Origin of the sequence: Actinomadura sp. CNU-125, assembly GCF_001942465.1 — a bacterium.
Classification (GTDB): Bacteria; Actinomycetota; Actinomycetes; order Streptosporangiales; family Streptosporangiaceae; genus Spirillospora.
The window spans coordinates 61136-78382 of sequence record NZ_MKJY01000592.1 but is presented as its reverse complement, the minus strand read 5'-3'; the positions used below and the strand labels follow the sequence as shown (position 1 = coordinate 78382).

The 17247-nt window shown below is 72.7% G+C and carries 15 protein-coding genes; 14 read left to right on the top strand and 1 reads right to left on the bottom strand.

What is annotated here, in order from left to right:
- The first annotated feature begins 7 nt into the window (after positions 1 to 7).
- From BJF79_RS64865 to BJF79_RS48110, 4 genes are all read left to right on the top strand, one after another.
- Entirely contained in the window at positions 8 to 244 is a 237-nt protein-coding gene (locus BJF79_RS64865) for a hypothetical protein (protein ID WP_262403649.1), read from the top strand.
- A gap of 93 nt (positions 245 to 337) precedes the next feature.
- Positions 338 to 1186 carry an alpha/beta hydrolase gene (locus BJF79_RS48115; protein ID WP_262403648.1) on the top strand — a complete coding sequence of 283 codons (849 nt, stop codon included), beginning with the start codon at positions 338 to 340 and terminating at the stop codon, positions 1184 to 1186.
- A gap of 216 nt (positions 1187 to 1402) precedes the next feature.
- Positions 1403 to 1750 carry an ATP-binding protein gene (locus tag BJF79_RS64860; RefSeq protein ID WP_262403647.1) on the top strand — a complete coding sequence of 116 codons (348 nt, stop codon included), beginning with the start codon at positions 1403 to 1405 and terminating at the stop codon, positions 1748 to 1750.
- Positions 1747 to 4092 (top strand): LuxR C-terminal-related transcriptional regulator, encoded by a 2346-nt coding sequence (locus BJF79_RS48110; RefSeq protein ID WP_262403646.1) that lies wholly within the window; start codon positions 1747 to 1749, stop codon positions 4090 to 4092. The genes BJF79_RS64860 and BJF79_RS48110 overlap by 4 nt, the downstream gene beginning before the upstream one ends.
- Before the next feature lie 38 nt (positions 4093 to 4130).
- Here BJF79_RS48110 and BJF79_RS57700 read toward each other — a convergent pair whose 3' ends face one another.
- On the bottom strand, positions 4131 to 4394 hold the full coding sequence (locus BJF79_RS57700; RefSeq protein WP_187357160.1) for a hypothetical protein: 264 nt from the start codon (positions 4392 to 4394) through the stop codon (positions 4131 to 4133).
- Positions 4395 to 4626: 232 nt separating this feature from the next.
- Here BJF79_RS57700 and BJF79_RS57695 point away from each other — a divergent pair, with 232 nt between their 5' ends.
- From BJF79_RS57695 to BJF79_RS48060, 10 genes are all read left to right on the top strand, one after another.
- Positions 4627 to 4920, top strand: coding sequence for a hypothetical protein (locus tag BJF79_RS57695; protein ID WP_187357159.1), 294 nt, complete (start codon positions 4627 to 4629; stop codon positions 4918 to 4920).
- Positions 4921 to 5534: 614 nt separating this feature from the next.
- On the top strand, positions 5535 to 8243 hold the full coding sequence (locus BJF79_RS48105) for a nitrate- and nitrite sensing domain-containing protein (RefSeq protein ID WP_075907273.1): 2709 nt from the start codon (positions 5535 to 5537) through the stop codon (positions 8241 to 8243).
- Positions 8244 to 8250: 7 nt separating this feature from the next.
- Positions 8251 to 8619, top strand: a complete 369-nt coding sequence (locus BJF79_RS48100) for a DUF742 domain-containing protein (protein ID WP_075907272.1) — start codon at positions 8251 to 8253, stop codon at positions 8617 to 8619.
- Positions 8600 to 9211, top strand: a complete 612-nt coding sequence (locus tag BJF79_RS48095; protein ID WP_075907271.1) for a GTP-binding protein — start codon at positions 8600 to 8602, stop codon at positions 9209 to 9211. The genes BJF79_RS48100 and BJF79_RS48095 overlap by 20 nt, the downstream gene beginning before the upstream one ends.
- 70 nt (positions 9212 to 9281) lie before the next feature.
- Positions 9282 to 10487, top strand: coding sequence for a cytochrome P450 family protein (locus tag BJF79_RS48090; protein ID WP_083734798.1), 1206 nt, complete (start codon positions 9282 to 9284; stop codon positions 10485 to 10487).
- A gap of 720 nt (positions 10488 to 11207) precedes the next feature.
- Positions 11208 to 13409, top strand: a complete 2202-nt coding sequence (locus BJF79_RS48080) for an MMPL family transporter (RefSeq protein WP_075907269.1) — start codon at positions 11208 to 11210, stop codon at positions 13407 to 13409.
- A complete protein-coding gene (locus tag BJF79_RS48075; RefSeq protein WP_075907268.1) occupies positions 13406 to 13804 on the top strand; it encodes a streptophobe family protein in 399 nt (132 codons plus the stop codon). The genes BJF79_RS48080 and BJF79_RS48075 overlap by 4 nt, the downstream gene beginning before the upstream one ends.
- A gap of 34 nt (positions 13805 to 13838) precedes the next feature.
- Positions 13839 to 14852 carry a streptophobe family protein gene (locus BJF79_RS48070; protein ID WP_262403653.1) on the top strand — a complete coding sequence of 338 codons (1014 nt, stop codon included), beginning with the start codon at positions 13839 to 13841 and terminating at the stop codon, positions 14850 to 14852.
- A 38-nt stretch (positions 14853 to 14890) separates the two neighbouring features.
- The gene (locus BJF79_RS48065; RefSeq protein ID WP_075907266.1) at positions 14891 to 15631 is read left to right on the top strand and encodes a response regulator transcription factor; all 741 of its coding nucleotides are present in this window, start codon (positions 14891 to 14893) and stop codon (positions 15629 to 15631) included.
- Positions 15628 to 17205 carry a sensor histidine kinase gene (locus BJF79_RS48060; RefSeq protein ID WP_075907265.1) on the top strand — a complete coding sequence of 526 codons (1578 nt, stop codon included), beginning with the start codon at positions 15628 to 15630 and terminating at the stop codon, positions 17203 to 17205. The genes BJF79_RS48065 and BJF79_RS48060 overlap by 4 nt, the downstream gene beginning before the upstream one ends.
- Positions 17206 to 17247 lie beyond the last annotated feature (42 nt).

Sequence of the window (17247 nt, the reverse complement as noted above, 5' to 3'; positions counted from 1 at the left end):
AGGTTTCATGCCCGTCGGCTACCTCATCCCCGTGGCCCTCGTCGCCGTCGGAACGCTGTTCGCGCTGCGGCCGGTGCCGTTCGAACGTCCGCTCGGCCGCCTGAGCTACTACTTCGGCCTGGCCGCCAACGAGCTGCCGTTCGCGGCCCTGTTCTGGCTGCTGCTGTTCCCGACGCGCTGGCGTTCGCCCAAGGCGACATCGACTCGGCGGGCGGCTGGACGATCGTCGCCCTGGCCGCCGTGACCACGCTCGGGCTCGCGGTCATCGCCCACCGCGCACTCGGGGACCGCGCGCGGATCGCCCGCGCGCTGGACGACGGGCTGGGCGCCGGGTGGCGTGCCGCCCTCGACGCCGACCTCGCCGACGGGGCTGCGGCGCCGACCCCCGCTGGCGCGCATCCTGTTCCTGCCCATCCTCAAGCGCCGCCGGGACGTCCGGCGCGCCGACCTCGCCTACGGCGACGCCGGCCGCCGCAACCTGCTCGACCTCTACCACCACCGCTCGCGCCCGCAGGGTGCGCCCGTCATGATCCACCTGCACGGCGGCCACTACGACGGGGGACACAAGAACAGCCAGTCGCTGCCCCTGCTCTACCACCTCGCCGCGCAGGGATGGGTGTGCATCAGCGCCAACTACCGGCTACGGCCGCAGGTGCAGCACCCCGACCACCTGATCGACCTCAAGAGGATCATCGCCTGGGTGCGCGAGCACGCCCACGAGTACGGCGCCGACCCGGCGACGCTGTTCGTCGCGGGCAGCTCGGCGGGCGGCCACATGGCGGCACTGGCCGCACTCACCCAGGGCGACCCTGAACTGCAGCCGGGCTTCGAGGACGCCGACACCTCCGTGAGCGGCGCCGTCTACCTGAACGGCTGGTACGGCCCCTACTTCGGCCAGGGCCCCGAGTCCTCGCCCCTGGACCGCATCACCGCGGACGCACCGCCGTTCCTGGTGGCCCACGGCGACCTGGACCCGCTGGTGCCCGTGGCCGACGCGCGAGAGTTCGCCGACCGACTGCGCCGGACCTCGACCGCCCCGGTCGTCTACGCCGAACTGCGCGGCGGCAACCACGCCTTCGACCTGTACCACTCCGTCCGCTTCCAGGCGCTCATCGACGCCATCGAGGCCTTCACCGCTCACGTGAGATCGCAGAAGAAGACGCTCCGGCCTTCGGCTTCCGAGTGACATTTCCGGCTTGTCCAGCAAGGAGTTCCTGCGCCCTGGCATCTTCGTCCGAGCCGTGACCATCGGCCGGGCACCGCAAGATCAAATCGATTTAATTAGGGCATTACAGGCGAGCCTTGATCGGAACCAGCGGCAGGCGGCATCCTGACGAAACGCCCGACGGCCGTCGGCTCGGTCGCGCCGCCGGAACGGCGCCGAACGGGGGCGTAGAGGGACATGGACACGTTGTCTGAGCACACACCGCTGCTGGGCCGGCAGGCAGAGCGTGCCGAGCTGGACGGCCTGTTGGCGGATGTACGCTCCGGACGCGGGCGCGCCCTGGTGCTGCGCGGAGAGGCGGGCGTGGGCAAGTCGGCCCTTCTCCAGCACACGGTGGGGCGGGCGGCCGACATGCGGGTGGTTCGCACCGTGGGGGCGGAGTCGGAGATGGAGCTGGCGTTCGCCGGCCTGCATCTGCTGCTCGCGCCGCTGCTGGACCGGATCGAGGAACTGCCCGGCCCGCAGCACGACGCGCTCGCGGTCGCGTTCGGGTTGCGCGAGGGGGACGCGCCCTGCTCTGCGTGATCGATGACGCGCAGTGGCTGGACCAGTCGTCGGCCCAGGTGCTGGCGTTCGTCGCCCGGCGGCTGCTGGCCGAGCCGGTGGGGCTGATCTTCGCGGCGCGCGAGCCCGGCGGGCGGTTCCAGAGGCTGGTGGATCTGGAGGTGCGGGGCCTGGCCAGGCGGGACGCGCAGGAGCCGCTGAACTCGGTGGTCCGCTTCCCGCTGGACGAACGGATCAGGAACCGGATCCTGGCCGAGACGGACGGGAACCCGCTGGCGCTGCTGGAACTGCCGCGCGGGTTGAGCCCCGCGGAGCTGGCGGGCGGATTCGGATTGGTGGACGCCCAGGCCGTCCCGGCGCGGGTCGAAGCGGGCTTCCGCCGGCGGCTGGCGGCGCTTCCGGCCGAGACCCGGACGTTCATGCTGGTCGCGGCTGCCGAACCGACCGGCGACCCGGTGCTCATCCTGCGCGCGACCGGGCGGCTCGGGGTTCCGGGTTCCGCGGTGGAGCCCGCGGAGACCGACGGGTTGCTGGAGATCGGGACGTGGCTGCGGTTCCGGCACCCGCTGGCGCGGTCGGCGGTGTACTCGGCCGCGTCGTCGACGGAGCGGCGGGCGGTGCACGCGGCGCTGGCCGAGGCGACCGATCCGGCGATCGACCCCGAACACCGGGCCTGGCATCGCGCGCACGCGACGCCGGGGTTCGACGAGTCCGTGGTCGGCGAGCTGGAGCGACTGGCCGACCGGGCGCAGGTACGCGGCGGTATCGCGGCGGCGGCGTTCCTGAAGCGCGCCATGGAGCTGACGCCCGATCCGGCCGGACGCGGGACGAGAGCGCTGGCCGCGGCTCGGGCCGCCTTCGACGCCGGTGCCCCGGACATGGCGCTGGAGCTGCTCGTCTCCGCGGAGAACGGGCCGTTGACCGAACTCCAGAGCGGACGGGTCGCGTGGCTGCGGGCCCAGACCGTCTTCGCGCAGGCGCGGTGGCGACGCCCTGCAGCCGCTGCTGGAGGCGGCCGGTCGGCCGCCGTCGATGCACGGCAGGCGCGCGACGCCTATATCGACGCCTTGGGATCGGCGGTCTTCGCCGGTCGGCTGGGCGGGCCCGGGCTCCTGCGGACGGTGGCCCGGGCCGCACGCACCGCGCCCGCGGGACCGCTGCCGGCACGGCCGGCCGACGCGCTGCTCGACGGGCTGGTGACACTGTTCGCGGAGGGCTTCGGCGAGGCGGCGCCGCAGTTGAAGCTCGTTCTGCGGGACTTTCGCCGGGAAGCCCCGCGTGATCCGGACGACAACATGCGCCGACTCTGGCTGACCTACCCGGTCGCCGCGGACATGTGGGACGACCGGGCCCTGAGCGAGCTGACCGAGCACGCGCTCCGGGCGGCTCGTGAGAACGGTGCGCTGCACTTCCTTCCCCAAGCCCTCACCTACCGTGCCGCCGTCCACGTCTACGCCGGCCGGTTCGACGCGGCGGCCGCGCTGATCGAGGAATCCGACTCGATCTTGAAGGTGACCGGCAACTCCTACTTCGGCTTCGCCGTCACCCTGCTCCGGGCCTGGCGCGGAGAGGCCGACGCGGCCGCGCAGATGCAGGCCGCCGCCGAAGGGGCGGACGCCGCCGGCGAAGGGCGAGCGATCGGTCAGTCCCTCTACATGAACGCGATGGTGCACAACGCCCTCGGCCGGTACCGGGACGCCCTGGACCATGCGGAACGGGCGTGCGAGCACGACGATCTGGGGGCCACCGGGTTCGCCCTCGTAGAACTGATCGAGGCGGCGGCCTGCAACGGGACCCCCGAAGCGGCCGCGACCGCGCTGCGTCGGCTGGAGGAACGTTCCACCGCCGGCGGCACCGACTGGGCCCTCGGCATGCTGGCCCGGTCGAAGGCGCTGCTGTCCGACGGCCGGTCCGCCGACCTGCTGTACCGCGAGGCCGTCGAACGCCTTCGGCGCAGCCGGTTCGCCGTGTACCTCGCCCGTACCCATCTGGTGTACGGCGAGTGGCTGCGCCGCGAGAACCGGGCCCAGGACGCACGTGAGCACCTCCGTACCGCCTACGAGATGCTGCACGGTTTCGGTGCGGCGGCTTTCGCCGACCGAGCCCAACGCGAACTCCAGGCCACCGGCCAGACCGTCCGCAAGCCCGCCGTCGCCGCGTCCGGCGGCAACCTCACTCCGCAGGAGGGGCAGATCGCCCGCCTTGCCCGGGACGGCCTGTCGAACCCGGAGATCGGCGCCCGGCTGTACCTCAGCCCGCGCACCGTCGAGTACCACCTGAGCAAGGTGTTCAACAAGCTCGGCATCGCCTCCCGGCAGCAGCTCGCGACGGCACTGCCCGACCTGGATCACGGCTCCGCGTAGGCCGCCTTCTCCCCGTCCGCGCTCAGCACTGGAGAACCTCACGTGACCGAACAGCAGCCCTGGCAGTGGGACGAGCAGACCTGGCGCGGCCACGTGGCACGGGTCCGCGCCGGGCGTTCCCTGCATCCGGCTTCCTGGCCGGGGAGGGCGCCCGCGTAGCGGTCGCGCTCTCCTTCGACTGCGACCACGAGACGGGCGCCTTGCGCGTGCAGACCGCACCGGGCCGGCTCGCGCAGGGCGAGTACGGCTCCCGCGTCGGCGCCCGCCGGGTGCTTCGCCTGCTGGAGCGCTTCGGCATGCACGGCTGGATCCACGAGAGCAACACGCTGCTGGATCCGGCGGACGAGCGCGAGCTCGCATCGACGCGCAGCAGGGCGTCTGGTGCGCCACCCACGCCCAGGTCGCCGAGTACGTCCTGGAAGCGGGGTAGCCGGGAGCGGGCTCAGGGGCGGGACGGGAACGGGTCGCCGGGGCGCAACCGGCGATCAAGAAGCCGTGGCCGGGCGATACCGCTCCGTCTCGCCGACCCATTCCATGCCGATCCGCTCGGCGGTCGCGGCGGCGCGCCGGTTCACCGGTCGGGCGAGCGAAATCACCTCCTGCGGGCTGCGACGGTCGCCGGCGGCATTCACCGAATTTGTAAGCATGGGCACTCGCGCCGTCACAGAACAGACCGCCGCCATGTTCCCTATGGTGAGCATCGAATTACCTGGTCACGGCATGCCCGTTGAAGGCGGACGCCCTTCGGTAACTGGGATCGGCCGAAGCTCGACACGCGAATCCATGATGGGCGAAGAAACGAAAATAACCGATCTGTCAATCTCCTGAAAGTATGGAGACCGCGTCATGCGGCTTCGGCCTTGAGTGAGACGCGATCAATTCCGCCGCGATCACTCGCCCACTGCGCCCGCTCACCGGGAACGCTTTTCTGATACGAGAGTTCCGGACTTTCAATCCGTAGGCCGCGGGTTCGAGCCCCGGCGCTCGACCGGACGGACGTCGGGCGGAGACCGCCCGTCCGGCATCGCGATCCGCCCGCGGCGGGCCGGACCCGTCCGGGCCGATGCCGTCGCCGCAGCAGTCGGTGTCGCCGGACTCACCGGACCCGGTCAGCCGATGTGACCGGTCGGCTCGAATCGCCGCGCAGCGATGTCACGCGGCTTCTCCTCTTCCGAGACATAGACGCGGTACGGGGTCGCCGAACGCCGCCATATGATTCCATCGGCAGGTCGCCGAGATGTCTGGAATTCCAGACAAATGATCAAACCTGTGGCTACGGTGTAGCCCGAGTTCGGCCGTCCGGTGCCCCGCCAAGCTGAGAGAGACACCATGAACGACCACGCCCGTAACATCTGCGCTGACCTCGGCTTTTTCGCCCGGTGAGGGCCCCACGCCGCAGGCGTTCCATCCGGTTCTCCCTTTTCGGCCTGATCATCGTTCCGATGATCTCGTTGATCACCCTGTGGGGCTTCGCGGCGCAGAGCACCGCGTCCAAGGCCATCAACCAGCGCAACCTCGACACCACCAATGAGGTTTACGGCGGCGCCGCGCAGCCGATGCTGGTCACGCTGGCCCAGGAACGGCAGGAATCGGTCACGTGGCTGAGCCGCAACAACCGGCTGCCGCGCACGTCATTGGACACCGTCCGCACAAAGATGGACGGCACGATCGTCCAAATGAACAAGGCTGTCGACTCCGACGACTTCCAGTCCACGTTGACCGACGCGATGAGGCGGCGGCTGTCGGTGCTGATGGAGAAGCTCAACGGGATCGGCGAACTGCGGAGCAAGGTCGACTCCCGCGCTCTGACCAGGCTGGAGGCGTTCAACGCCTACAACGACGTCCTCGAAGCCCATTTCCAGTACGTCAACGTGCTGGTGGCGGGCGACGGCCTCCAGCAGTCCGCCCACACCGCCGCCATGTCGCGCGGCATCGAGTTGCGCGGACGGGAGATCGCGCTGGTCGGCGGCGTGCTCGCCGACGGGGGCCGGATGTCCTCCGCCGAGTACGCGGCGGTCAGCAAACTGGTGTACGAGCGGCGGTTCCTGGAGAGTTCGAACCTCGCCGAGCTCGACCCGGCCATCGCCGCTCCCTTCAAGCAGGCGCTGGCGTCCCCCGCCGAGAGAACTTTCACCATGGTGGAGGACAAGATCCTGGCGACGCGTCCCGGCACGCGGCTGCGGATCGCTCCGGCCGACTGGAAGGCCGTCGCGGGCGCCTCCATCGGGGGGGTGGACGGCGCGCTCGGGAAGTCCCGGGCGCTGAACGCCGCCGCGGCCAAGGACGCCTCCGACGCGACGCTGCTGCGCCTCGCCCTCATCGGCGTCATCGGCCTGGTCGCGATCTCCCTGACGGCGCTCCTCATGCTCCGCTTCAGCCGCCGGATCAGCCGCGACCTGCTCGGTCTCCAGGACGCCGCCCGCACCATGGCCGAGGAGCGGCTGCCCGACGTGGTGCGCCGGTTGAGCGGCGGGCACGAGGTCGATGTGGCGGCGGAGGCCCCGCCGCTGGAGGTCGGCCGGACGGCCGAGGTGTTCAACGTGTCGGCCGCGTTCTCGTCCGTGCAGCGCACCGCCGTCGAGGCCGCCGTCCGCCAGGCCGAGCTGCGCACGGCGGTCAACCAGGTGTTCCAGAACCTGGCCCGCCGCAACCAGTCGCTGCTGCATCGGCAGCTGTCGATGCTCGACACGCTGGAGCGCAAGGCGTCCGACCCCGACGCGCTGGCCGACCTGTTCGCCATCGACCACCTCACCACCCGCATGCGGCGGCACGCCGAGGGCCTGATCATCCTGTCCGGCGCCGCGCCCGGCCGCGGCTGGCGGCGTCCGGTCGGCGTCCTGGACGTGCTGCGCGGCGCCATCGGCGAGATCGAGGACTACGCCCGGGTCGAGGTGGTGAGCACGGCGGAGGAGGGAATCGTCGGCGCGGCCGTCGCCGACGTGATCCACCTGCTGGCCGAGCTGATCGAGAACGCGACCGTCCTGTCGCCGCCGAACACGCCGGTCGAGGTCGACGCCGGGCTGGTGGGCCAGGGCTTCGTGGTCGAGATCCAGGACCGCGGCCTCGGCATGACCCCGGACAAGCTGGCGGCCGTCAACGAGCAGCTCCGCCGCGAACCGGAGTTCGACCTGACGCACGGCGACCAGCTCGGGCTGTTCGTCGTCGGGACGCTCGCGCACCGGCGCGGCATCAAGGTGGCGCTGGAGCCGAACTCCTACGGCGGCATCAAGACCGTCGTACTGCTGCCGCACTCGCTCATCGCACCGCCGGACCAGGTCGGCCGCGCGGACGACATCGAGCAGGCGGACGCCCCCGCGGACGAGCCGCCCCGGCCGCTGCGGACGGGACCGTGCCCGGGCCGCTGGACGGCATCGGCCACGACACGCCCGAGAGCGCGATGGACCCGGTCGGACGGCACCGCGCGGGCGGCACCGAACCGGACGGCGATCACGACACGTCCGGTATGTCGCCGCCCGACGCGGCCGAGCCGGCGCGCCGCAGCCGGCGCGGGCGGCGTCCACGACCGCGGGCACCCACGCGGGGATGCCGCGCCGCGTGCGCCGCGCGAACCTGGCGCCGCAGTTGCGCGACGCCGCACCGCCCGCCCCGGAGGAGAAGCGACCGCCCGGACGGGGCGCGCGCTCGCCCGAGCGCGCCGGTTCGGTCATGGCCTCGATGCAGAGCGGGTGGCGGCGCGGACGCAGCGAACCGCTGCCGCCCCCGCCCGCCGGACGCGACGAGGACGGCGAACGATGACGGTCGATGAGGTGCGCCGGCTCCTGGACGGCCTCGGCGGCGGGGCGGAGCCGGTCGGCGCGGTCCTGCTGTCCGTGGACGGGCTGGTCGTGGCCCGCTCCTCCGGTCTCGACCGGGAGGGCTCCGAGCATCTGGCCGCGCTGGTGTCGGGCGTGCAGGGTCTCGCCCGCGGCGCGTGCCGGCGGTTCGCGGGCGGCGAGCTGCTGCAGAGCGTCATCGAGATGGACTCGATGCTGGTGTTCATGGTGCCGACGGGCGAGCACGCGTGCCTCGCCGTGCTGGCGGACGCCGACGCGGACGCGGGCTCGGTCGTGCTGCGGATGGTCCAGGCCGCCGACGCGATCGCCGAGCGGCCGCCGGTCATTCCCCGGCTGTCCGGCTCGGGCGCCAGGTGAGCCCGCGGTGACCGATGACCGATGGCTCGACGGGGACGCGGGCCCCGTCGTCCGTCCCTACACGGTCACCCGGGGCCGGACCCGGCTCCGCGACGACGGCCTCGACCTGATCTCCGTGCTGGAGGCGACCGGTGTGCCGGTCCCCCGGCGGGTACGGCTCGACCCCGAGCACCACAGGCTGCTGGCGATCTGCCGACGCCCGATCACCTTCGCCGACCTGGCCTCCGAGATCGACCTGCCCGTCGGCGTCGTGCGGGTCCTGGTCGACGACCTGCGCGACGAGAACGCGCTCAGGGTGCTGAAACCGACTCCCACCGGCGACGTCCCGGACGAGCTCGTACTAAGGAAGCTGCTGAATGGACTACGCGCACTCTGACACCGCCGTCCGGCATCCGGACGGCGCTGGGAGCGGCGGCCAGCTGATCGCCGCGAAGATCCTCATCGCGGGCGGGTTCGGGGTCGGCAAGACGACCATGGTGGGCTCGATCAGCGAGATCCGCCCGCTGCGCACCGAGGAGCTCCTCACCGACCGGAGCGTGGGCGTCGACGACACCACCGGCGTCGACGGCAAGACCAGCACCACCGTCGCCATGGACTTCGGCCGGATCACGCTCCCGGACGACCTGGTGCTGTATCTGTTCGGCACGCCGGGCCAGCAGCGCTTCTGGTTCATGTGGGACGAGCTGGCGCTGGGCGCCGTCGGCGCGGTGGTGCTCGCCGACGTGCGCCGCCTGACCGACTGCTTCGCCGCCGTCGACTACTTCGAGGACCGCCGCACCCCGTTCATGGTCGCGGTGAACTGCTTCGACGGCGCCGAGCGCAAGAAACCCGAGGACGTGCGCATCGCGCTGGACCTGGAGGAGCACGTGCCGCTCGTCCTGTGCGACGTGCGCAGCCGGGATTCGGCCAAGCGGGTGCTGATCACCATGGTCGAGCACGTCCTCACCAAGACCGCGTCCAGGCGCTGAACGCGTACGCTCCCGCGCCGCCGACGTTCCCCCCATCCCCCCGCAAACCCCGAAAAGGGATCACATGTCAATGCCCCTGCCCTCCTTCCCCGCCGCGGACGAGAAGCCGCTCGACACCTGCATCCGGCTGCGCGAGATCGCCCCCGTGGTCGAAGTGGAGTTTCCGGGAGGCGTCGCCGCCTACCTGGCGCTGACCCACGACGCCGTGAAGCAGATCCTCGCCGGAGACAACAAGACCTTCCTGCGGGAGCCCGAGAACTGGCCCGCCCTGTACGACGGGACGATCCCCGAGGACTGGCCGCTGCGCGCCGTCGTCCAGGGAGGCCACCTGTCCACCAAGGACGGCGACGACCACCGCCGGCTGCGCGGCCTGATCGGGAAGGCGTTCACCCCCGCACGGATCCAGGCGCTGGAGCCGCGCGTCCAGCAGATCGTGGACGACCTGCTCGACAACGTGATCGCCGCCGGTGACGGCGTCGACCTGGTCCCCGCCTTCACCGAGGCGCTGCCGATGTGGGTGATCTGCGAGCTGTTCGGCGTACCCGCCGCGGACCGGGTCCAGATGCGCAACTGGACGGCCGCCCTGCTGGCGCACACGACACCGCCGGAGGAGGCGTTCGCGACGCAGAAGGCCCTCCAGGCGTATCTGCACGAACTGGTGGATCGCAAACGAGAGACCCCCGGCGACGACCTCACGTCCGGCCTGGTGCAGGCCCACGACGAAGGTGACCGGCTCACCGCCGATGAACTGGTCGGCGTGCTGTGGCTGATGGTCGTCGCGGGCCACGAGACGACCGTCCATCTGCTCGGCCACGCCATTCTGGCGCTGGCCCAGCACCCCGACCAGCTCGCGCTGGCCAAGGCCGAGGACCGGTGGGACGACGTGGTCGAGGAGACCCTGCGCTACCGCCACTCGGTGATGATGACGAGCTGGCGCTTCACCGCGCAGGACGTGACCATCGCCGGAGTGGACATCCCCAAGGGCCAGGCGGTCGGCGTCGTCTACCAGGTGAGCGGCATCGACCCGGCCGAGCACGGCGAGACCGCGGACCGGTTCGACATCACCCGCGAGCAGAACACGCGCCTCAGCTTCGGCCACGGCCCCCGCTACTGCATCGGCGCGTCGCTGGCCCGCCTGGAGGGACGGCTGGCGCTCGCCACGCTGTACCGGCGGCTGCCCGACCTCGCGCTCGCCATCGACCCGGACGACGTCCCCTACTCCCCGTCCTTCTTCACCATCGGCCCGCTCTCCATCCCGGTGACCCTCGGCCTCTGACGCACCGACGCACCACACACGGCCCGGCGGCTCCTGCCGCCGGGCGTCCCATTGCCGGGCGGGGCGGCGGCCACCCGGGGCCGTTGAGCCTCCCGTACGTGGGTGCCCGCAGGGGGCGCGGGTCCACGTGGATGCCGCGTCGGGCGGCGTCCCACTCCGCGGCGACCTTTTGCGGCACCGCCCGTCCGTCAGGGGCGCGGCGACCGGTCACGGCCAGGTGCTCGTCGAAGCGACCGGCCTCGACCTCGTCGATCGGCGCGCCGTCGCGGCGCAGCGACGCGATGGCCTCCGCCAGGCCGTCCTGGTCGAGCAGGTGCCAGGCGCCCCATTTGACGTGGAGGAACCGGCACGACCCGTCGGTGTCCCGTAGCAAGTAACCCGTCCAGCACCCCACCGGCACACGGTATCGAGGGGGTGCGCCCCGGCGATGCCGGCTCCGCCCTGCGTCCCGCCACGCTCGCGGTGCTGAAAGTTCTTTGTGTATCCGGGGCCCGCAGAACGGAAAAGCTCCGCCGCGCTCATCATCGGCGCGGTTTCCGGACGTGCGTTCTCAAGAAGCTCTCAGAAACGCTCCGGGAACGGTCAGAAACGGGTGGCACGCTCGGAGGCCACGTCGCGGCGCACCGCTTCCGGTGGGCGCCGCCTTCCGCGACCGAACGCCTTCGTTCTTCGGGCGACCGCGTCGCGATTTCCGAGCCGATGTATCTGGAGCCGATCCCTGTGGCGACTTTGCTGTATCAGGTGGGCCGTTTCTGCTTCCGCAGGCGCTGGCCGGTGGCGGTGGTGTGGGCGGGTCTGCTCGTCGTGGTGGGCATGCTGGCCGCCTCGAGTCCCGCCCCGCCCGCGAACGACTTCTCCATGCCGGGGACAGAGGCACAACGCGCGTACGAACTGCTGGCGCAGAAGTTCCCCGAACTGAACGCCGACGGCGCCACCGCCCGGGTGGTCTTCAAGGCCACGGACGGCAAGGTGACGGACGAGCCGAACCGCCGCGCCGTCGCGGCGACCCTCGGCGAGCTGGGCGAGGGACCGCAGGTCGGACGGGTGTCCGATCCGTACCGGAGCGCGTCGGTCAGCGCGGACGGGACGACCGCCTACGCCCAGGTCTCGTACGAGGTCCCCGGGAGCGAGCTGTCCTCGGACGCGCATGACGCGTTGCTGGACACCGTCCGGGACGCGCGTTCGGCGGGGCTGGCGGTCGAAGTGGGGGGCGACGCCGTGGCCAAGCGCGGCGGCGGCCATTCCGCGGAGGCGCTGGGCCTGCTGGTGGCGGCCGTCGTGCTGGTGATCACGTTCGGTTCGCTGGTCGCGGCGGGGCTGCCGCTGCTCACGGCGCTGCTGGGCGTCGGGCTCGGGATCGGCGCCGTCAAGGCGCTGTCCGGCCCGCTCGGGCTGGGGACGACGACGTCGGCGCTGGCGACGATGATCGGACTCGCGGTGGGCATCGACTACGCGCTCTTCGTGGTCTCGCGCTACCGGAGTGAGCTCGCCGCCGGACGGGACCGGCGGGAGGCGGCCGGGGTCGCCGCGGGCACGGCGGGGTCGGCCGTGGTGTTCGCCGGCCTGACCGTGGTGATCGCGCTGGCCGGGCTGAGCGTGGTGGGCGTCCCCGTGCTCACCGGGATGGGTCTGGCCGCGGCCGGGACGGTGGCGCTCGCCGTGCTGATCGCCGTGACGCTCGTCCCGGCGCTGCTGGGCGTCGCGGGCCGCCGGGTCGGCCCGGCGGGGCCCCGCCGCGGCGCGCGGGCCCGGTCCCGGCCCGTCATGGGGGTCCGATGGGCCCGACTCGTGGTGCGCCGCCCGGTGGTCTTCCTGCTGGCGGGGGTCGCGGTGCTCGGAGTGTCGGCGATCCCGGTGGCGTCGCTGGAACTCGGGCTGCCCGGCGACGGGAGCAAACCGGCGTCCGCCACCCAGCGGCGTGCGTACGACATGGTGGCCGAGGGCTTCGGTCCCGGCTTCAACGGACCGCTCACCGTGGTCGTCCGGCCGGACGGCGGGGACGCTCGGGGCACCGCCGAAAGCCTGGCCGGGCGGATCGGCGAGATGCGGGACGTCGCGACGGTGCGCGAGCCGGTGGTGAGCGAGGGCGGGGACACCGCCGTCCTGACCGTGATCCCGGACTCGGCGCCCGGCACCCCGGCGACCGCCGAGCTGGTGCATGCACTGCGCGCGCCCGGACTGGAACGAGCGGGCCGTGCCCGCGTGCTCGTCACCGGGTCGACGGCGATGAACGTCGACGTCTCCCAGAAACTCGCCGACGCCCTGGTGCCCTATCTCACGCTGGTGGTGGGGCTGGCGTTCCTGCTGCTGGTCGCCGTGTTCCGGTCGTTGCTGGTCCCGCTCAAGGCCGCGCTCGGATTCCTGCTGTCGGTCGCGGCCGCGCTCGGCGCCGTGGTCGCCGTGTTCCAGTGGGGATGGCTGAGCGACCTGTTCGGCGTGGCGGAGCCGGGCCCGGTGATGTCGATTACGCCGATCTTCCTTGTCGGTGTCGTGTTCGGGCTGGCCATGGACTACGAGGTCTTCCTGGTGACCCGGATGCGCGAGGCGCACGTGCACGGACGACCGGCGCGGGAGGCCGTCGTCGACGGGTTCCGGCACGGCGCCCGGGTCGTCACCGCCGCCGCCCTGATCATGATCTCGGTGTTCGGCGCGTTCCTGGGCTCGGACGAGCAGATGATCAAGACGATCGGGTTCGGGCTGGCGATCGCGGTCCTGCTGGACGCCTTCGTGGTGCGCATGACGCTGGTCCCCGCCGTCCTGGCCCTGCTCGGCGATCGCGCGTGGCGGCTGCCCCGGTGGCTGGACCGGCTCGTCCCGAACCTCGACGTGGAGGGCCGGGGCACGGCGGGACCGCAGGCGCCGCCGGACGGCCGCGGGGAACTCGTGGCCGCGGAGCGGCGATCCGGCGAAGGAGCCCGATGATTTCCACTCGAACCGCACCGCCGTCGGCGTCCGAAGCGTCGGCCCCGACGTGGCGGCACATCGTCGAGGGCGTCCTGGCCGCCGCCGGGGCGCTCATCGCGATGGCCCTCACGGCCGCGGCGGCGCTCACGGTGGCGGGCGGTGCGGCGGTCGCGCCGCTCACCCGGCTGGTGCCCACCCTGGTGAGCATGGCCGTCGGCGGCGGGGTGAGCCTGACCGGCGGGTCCGGCGAGTCCGGCGGGCAGGCCGGCGGAATGCTCGGCGGCTTGAGCCTCGGTATGAGCGGGCGGATCAGCGCGGTGCCGCTGATGCTGACGTTCGTCGGAACGGCCGTGCTGGCGACCCTGTTCTTCCGGCCGCTGCGCCGCCGCGCCCGTCGACGGCGGGCCAGTTGACGGCGCGGGCCGCCGGGACGCTGGGCGCTGCGTCATCGCCGCCGCCGTCCTGGCGTCCTTCGCGCACGGCACGCCCGGTTGCGCGCGCGATGACCGAGCGGCTGGGCAAGGGCGGCCCCGGCGGTGGCTCGGCGGGCTCGGCGGCGGCCTCGGCGGCGGGCTCGGCGGGCAGGGCGGAGGCGGTGCGCTGTCGGAGGTCGGTTTCCACGCCGACGTCGTGACGACCGCGCTGGTGGCGGCGGTGTGGGCGGCCGTCGTGATCGCGGTCGGCTGCCTGGCCGCCCGGCGGACGAGGCTGCCGCGCGCGATCGAGGAGAGCGAGGTACGCCTGCGCTGGCATCCCGTGGTTTCGGCGCTGACCGGTGCGTTCACCGCCCTGTGCTGCCTCTTGCTGGTCATCGGCCTGCTGGCGGCGGGCGCGGCGGTGGCGGGACGGGAGCAGGCGGGCCGGGCGGCGGGCGGGCTGCTGCTCGCGGGGCCGAACCTGCTGGGCGTGCTGCTCACGTCCGGTGCGGGCGAGCCGTGGGAGGCGGCCCTCCGCCGGGAGCGGGGGAACGGCGCGGGGATGATGGGGATGCTGGGCGGTATGGGCGGTATGGGCGGTATGGGCGGTCAGGCGGGCGGCGGGGCCGAAGACCGGGTGGTGTCCGTGCCCGGCTGGCCGGTCGGCGGTGTGCCGCTCTGGCTGATCGGCCTGCTGGTCCTCGGGGTATTCTTGCTGCTCGTGGGGTACTTGGCGGGGGCCCGTACCCCGCCTCGCTCGCTGGCCGAGATCGTGTTCGCTTCCCTGAATCGTCATCTGGAACTGGGGCTGCGTGCCGCCGGCATCATGTGCGGGCTGGCGCTGGTGGTGTGTCTGCTGTCGCGGGCTTCCCTACGGATCGGCATCAGCGTCATGGGCAGCGAGATGGGCGGGACGACCGCGGCCCTGGGCGGCGCGGTGGGGTTCTCCGCGCTCACCTCGCCCGTCGTGGCGGTGCTCGCGGTCAGTACCGGCAGCTTCCTGCGGACCCTGCGCTCCGGCAGGCGGGGCAAGGCTCCGCGGTGACGATCCATCCTTCACTCGGTAAGGCGGCAGGGCACACGATGACGTCATCGACCGGCACGTCCGCCCCGGCGGACCGCAAGGACCATCTGCTCGTCGTGGACGACGAGCCGACCGTCCGGGAACTGCTGCGCACCGCGCTGCGCCACGCCGGCTTCGAGGTGGACGCGGCGGAGAACGGCCGGGAGGCGCTCGAACTGGCCGTCCGCAGCCCGCCGGACCTGATCCTCCTGGACGTCATGCTGCCCGACATGGACGGCTTCGAGGTGATCCGGCGGCTGCGTGCCGAGCCGCGGTCGTACCGGGACGGACGCGTCGGCCAGGTGTCCGTACTGTTCGTCACCGCCCGCGAGGATCACCGCGACCGGATTCACGGTCTGCGGCTCGGCGGCGACGACTACGTCACCAAACCGTTCGACCTGGAGGAGCTGATCGCCCGGATCCACGCGGTGCTGCGCCGCACGAGGGGAGAGCCGCCCGCCCGGCTCGTGGTCGCCGATCTGGAGCTGGAGCCCGAGAGCCACCACGTCGCCCGCGCCGGAGACACCGTGCACCTGTCGCCGACCGAGTTCCGGCTGCTGCACTTCCTGATGGCCAACGCCGGACGGACGATGTCCAAGAGCCGGATCCTGCTGAGCGTGTGGGACCACGACTTCGGCGGCGACCCGAGCATCGTCGACACCTACATCAGCTACCTGCGACGCAAGGTCGACACGCGCGGGCCCAAGCTCGTCCACACCGTCCGCGGCGTGGGGTACGTCCTGCGCGGGCCCCGGCGATGAGACGGCCCCGCCTCGGGCATCCGCTGCGGCGGCTGTCCCTGCGCACCCGGCTGCTCTGCCTGGCCGCCACGCTCGTCGCCGTGGGACTGCTGGTCGCGGGCGTGGTCGTCGGCCTGGCGCTGCACGGCTACCTGCAGGACCGCGTGGACGAGCGGCTCGCGGTGACGGGGCACATCGCCGCCCGCGCGCCCGAGCCGTCCGGTTCAGGAGGACAGCAAGGGAAACGGACGCTGAGCCTGCTCGGCGACACGGTCATCGCCTACCTCGCGCCCGACGGTTCGGTCCGCCGCGCCATCGACACCGGCACCGCGCCGCCGGGGGGCGGGCCGGACCTGCCGCCGCTCGACACGGCCGCCGTCATGGCCCACGGCGGGCGCCCGTTCACCGTCCCGGCCCGCTACGGGGACCACCCCTGGCGCGTCATCGCGCTGGCCCGGCCGGGTCGGGGGACGTTCGGCCGGGCTCCGGGCGGCGCGTCGGCGCAGGACGACGCCGCGCGGGGGAACGCCGCGCGGGGGAACGCCGCGCGGGGGAACGACGCGGCGGGAAGCGTCGTCATCGCGATGTCCCTGGAGGAGGTGGACCGGACCGTAGCCAAGACCCGGGCGATCTCGCTCACCGCGGGTCTGGTGCTGCTGGCCGTGCTCACGGCGGCCGGGTGGATCGCGGTGCGGTCGGGGCTGCGGCCGCTCACCCGCATCGAGGAGACCGCGGCCGCGATCGCGGCGGGCGACCTGTCCCGCCGCGTCCCCGAGCTCGCCGGTCCGCGCACCGAGGTCGGCAGCCTGACGGCGAGCCTGAACCAGATGCTCGCCCAGATCGACGCGGCCTTCCGGGGACGCGCCGAGGCCGAGGCGCGGATGCGGCGGTTCTTCGCCGACGCCGGGCACGAGCTGCGCACCCCGCTCGCCGGGATCAAGGGTCACACCGACCTGTACCGGATGGGGGCGCTGCCAACGACTTCCGACATCGACCAGACCATGGACCGGATCGCCGCGGAGTCCACCCGCCTCGCACGGCTGGTGGAGGACATGCTCCTGCTGGACCGGCTGGACGAGGCGGCGGACCCGTCCGGCGCGGGCCCGGGCTTCGGCCTCGCCCTGGCCCCGATGGACCTGCGCACGCTCGCCGCCGACGCCCTGCGCGACGTCCGCGCCCTGGACGCCGAACGCGCGGTCACCCTCACCGGCCCCGGCGGCGGCCGTCCCGGCAGCGCCCCCGCACTGGCCGACGAGGCCAGGCTGCGCCAGGTCGTCACCAACCTGGTGGGCAACGCCGTCACCCACACCCCCGCGGACGCGCCGATCCGCATCGGCGTCGGCACCGTGGGCGGCCACGCCGTCCTGGAGGTCGCCGACCAGGGCCCCGGACTCACCGCCGAGCAGCGACGCCGCGTCTTCGACCGCTTCTTCCGCGTCGACGGCTCCCGCAGCCGGACCGCCGGCGGCGGATCCGGGCTCGGCCTGGCCATCGCACACGCTCTGGTCACCGCGCACGGCGGCCGCCTGGAGCTGGACGCCGCGCCCGGCGCGGGCTGCACTTTCCGCGTACTGCTCCCGGAAGCGGACGAATAGGGTCCGGCCCGGGCCGATGCTTGACACTTTAATACACGTGTT